General features: G+C 73.9%; 2 protein-coding genes. Both read left to right on the top strand.

Annotation, left to right across the window (positions count from 1 at the left end):
• The coding region (locus M3N57_07255; GenBank protein MDP9022480.1) for an ATP-binding protein at positions 1–2,313 on the top strand (2,313 nt) is incomplete at its 5' end.
• Positions 2,310–3,371 (top strand): hypothetical protein (locus M3N57_07260; protein ID MDP9022481.1); only part of this gene is annotated, 1,062 nt, incomplete at its 3' end. The genes M3N57_07255 and M3N57_07260, both read left to right, overlap by 4 nt.

Genomic DNA, 3,371 nt, shown 5'->3' on the forward strand with positions numbered 1-3,371 from the left:
GTCGCGGTCGTGCGAGGCGCGTTGGGCCGGCGCCGCGACGTGCTGACCCTGGCCGCAGGCATCCTGCTGTGGGCTGTGGCGGACCTGGCCGCGCAGGTCGGTGCGACGCTCGCGGCGGCACTGTGGCTGGCGGGCTCCGTGGCGGTCGGGGGGTGGCTGCTGTGGCGCTCCCGGGAGCACCTGCTCAGCCGCGTCGTCGCTTCCTTCCTGGTGGCGCTCTTGGTGCTCGTGCTGGGGCTGGCCAGCGTCGGGGGCGTGGCGTTCACCGCTGACCTGCGGACCGATGAGCTCGACAGGCTCGAGACGGCCGTCACCGGCCGCGCGCGGCAGGTGCTCGAGGAATGGCCCCTGCAGCTGCTGACGACCGCGCAGCTGTTCTCCAGCGGCGCTCTGGCGGAGCGGGTCGCGACCGGCGATCCGCAGGTCGCCGAGCAGACCGCCCGCACCGTGGCTGCGCTGCCACTGGTCGACGTGGTCGTCCTGATCCGACCCGGCGGCGACGTCCTGTCGTCCTACGACTGGGGTGTGCGCGACCGTGGTCGGCTCCCCGGCGGCGACGAGCTGCTGCTGGCCGGCGACCCGTTGGTGCAACGGGCGCTGGGCGGGAACGACGCCAGCGGCGTGGTCACCCTGGGCACCGACGTCCTGGCGGTCGCCGCGATCCCCGTCTACCCCACCGAGGCCGGCGAACCACGCCGCGACCGCCTGGTCGGTGTGCTGGTGACCGGCCGGCGCGTCACCGATCCGGTCTTCCTGGCCGAGTTCGCTGCGGCCTCGGGCGGAGACGCCTCGGTCGTGGTCGCCGGCACGGTCGCAGCCTCGACCCTGACCCGGGGAACGGCGGACGTGGCTGACGCCATCGCCGGCGGCGAGCGGCGTGGGCTCGTCCAGCTGCGTGGAGAGCCGACCCTGCTCGTCTCCGCACCCCTGGAGTCCGGCGTGGACACGCTGGGGTGGCTGGTCCTCACCGAGGACGCCGTGATCCTGGCCCGGGCGGAGCGCGACTTCGCGCGGACCCTGTTCCTGGCCGCCCTCGCCGGTGTCGCCGCCGCGGGACTGCTGGCGGGATGGGCGGCCAACCGCACCACCCGACCGGTCCGTCGCCTGACCCAGGTCGCCGAGGAGGTCGCCGCCGGCAACCGTCAGGTGCGCACCGGGATCGACCAGCCCGACGAGGTCGGGCGCCTGGCCGTCACGTTCGACGAGATGACCGCCGCCTTGTCGACCCGCGAGGACGACCTGCGGGCCGCGGCGGCGGTCGAGTCGGCGCTGCGCGGCCGCCTGGAGGTCCTGACCGCCTCGATCGGTGAGGGACTGGCTGCGGTCGATGTCGACGGGGCGGTGCAGACCCTCAATCCCGCCGGCGAGCGGTTGCTGGGCACCAGCGCCGCGGACGCGGTCGGTCGCGCCATCGAAGAGGTGCTGGTGGGCACCGACGACACCGGCGCCTCCTTGGTCGACGCGCTCGGCGGCCCCGCGGACCGCCACATCCGCGCGGCGCGGGGCGAGGTCGACGGGGACGGCCGTCGTGTCCCGGTCGCGGCGACCGCCGCCCCGATGGTGGCGGTCGACGGCACGCGGTTGGGTCGGGTGTACGTCCTGCGCGACATCACCGGCGAGGCCGAGGTCGAACGCATGAAGACCGAGTTCCTCGCCAACATGTCCCACGAGCTGCGCACGCCGCTGACCCCGATCCGGGGCTACGCCGAGGTACTGCGCAAACGCGAGCTGCCACACGAGCGTGTGGCCGACTTCGCTGGCAGCATCGTGGCGTCGGTCACGCGTCTCGAACGGATCGTGGGGATGCTGGTCGACTTCGCTGCGCTGGAGGCCGGTCGGATCTCGGTGCAGATCGAACCCACCGACCTCGACACCGTCGTGGATCAGGTCCTGGCGTCCTGGCGCGAACGTCATCCCGACCGGCGGTTCACGCGCCGTTTGGCGCGCGACCTGCCGCCGGTCTCCGCCGACGCCGCGCTGCTCAACCGCGTGCTGGAGGAGCTCGTCGACAACGCCGTGAAGTTCTCCGAAGGACCCGTCCGGCTGGTCGCGGAAGGTGCGGACGGCCACGTGCGTTTGACCGTCCGTGACGCCGGCGTCGGCATAGACCCTCAAGAGGCCACCGCGATCATGCGTGACTTCCACCAGCTGGACAGCAGCGCGACCCGCCGCTACGGCGGGCTCGGGTTGGGTCTGTCGTTGGTGCGCCGCATCGCGGACCGTTTCGGCGCCACCGTCACCGTCGAGTCCGTCCCCGGCGCCGGCACCGATGTCCATCTGCTGCTCCCGACCGACGCGCAGGCAGGCCGATGAGCGCGCCCAGCGCGCAGGCGACGCAGCCGGCGGTGGCTCGACGCGGACGCGTCCCCGCGTGGATCGCCGTCGTTGCCGTGATCGTCGGCGTGGTCGTCGCGCCGCCGTGGCGCTCGCCGGGGATCCCGGCAGGCTTCGCTGCACGTCTGACCGCCGGCGACCTGCAGCGTCTCGTCGACGCGCGCTGGGTCGACGTCCGCCTCGAGGAGCTCGTGCCCGACGGCGCCACGGTGCGGTCGCAGGACGGGGCGCGCCTCGCGGTCGACGGGGGGAACATCGCGCTGTCGGGCGAAGCCCGCGCCCGTCTAGCGGACCCGTTGGAGATCACGGCCGGATCCGTCCTGACGGAGGTCCCTGGACGTGAGCGGGCGGTCGCCTTCTCACCGTTCACCGTCAGGGGGCGTGGGTCGTGGCGGGTGGACACCGGCGGAGCCGTGCGCGTCGGGGTCTACGACGGAGCAGTGGGGATCCGTGCCGACGCCGCCGGCGTCGACTGCGACGGTCCCTGCGTGGCCGTGGGCCGTCTGCAGGACGCCACGGTCGTGGGCGGACGGCTCCCCGCGGACCCGCGTCCGCTGCACTACGAGCCGGTCGATGAGTGGGATCGGCGGCTGTTGGCCGATGTCCTGGCGATCGACCGGCAGGTCGCCCAGCTGGCGGCCGGGTTCGCAGCCCGGTACGGCACCGCACCACAGCCGCCAGCGTTCTACACCTCCTTCAGTCAGGTGCAGGAGCCGCTCGCGGACGCGTTGCCGCGCCTGGCGACCACCACCGTCCAGGGGCGGTTCGGTCCGCCAGCTGACGTCCTGGTCGCGGTGGTCGTCACCGACCTGCTGGTGCAGCGCGCCGGGTTGGGCCTCGACGAGGCGGTCGACACGATCGTCCGCCTCCGCCACGACGGCGCCACCTGGGGCATCGTCTTGGCGATGCACGGTCTCGGGCCCGATGCGCTGAGACAGGCGGCCACGCTGGCGGTGCGCATCGGACCGGCGGTTCCGGCTGTCGTCGGCGGGGCGCCGGGCGCGGACGTCGTCGCCGCCGAACCCGTGGTACCGGGC

The sequence above is a fragment of the Actinomycetota bacterium genome, assembly GCA_030776725.1.
In the GTDB taxonomy this organism is placed as follows: Bacteria; Actinomycetota; Nitriliruptoria; order Nitriliruptorales; family JAHWKO01; genus JAHWKW01.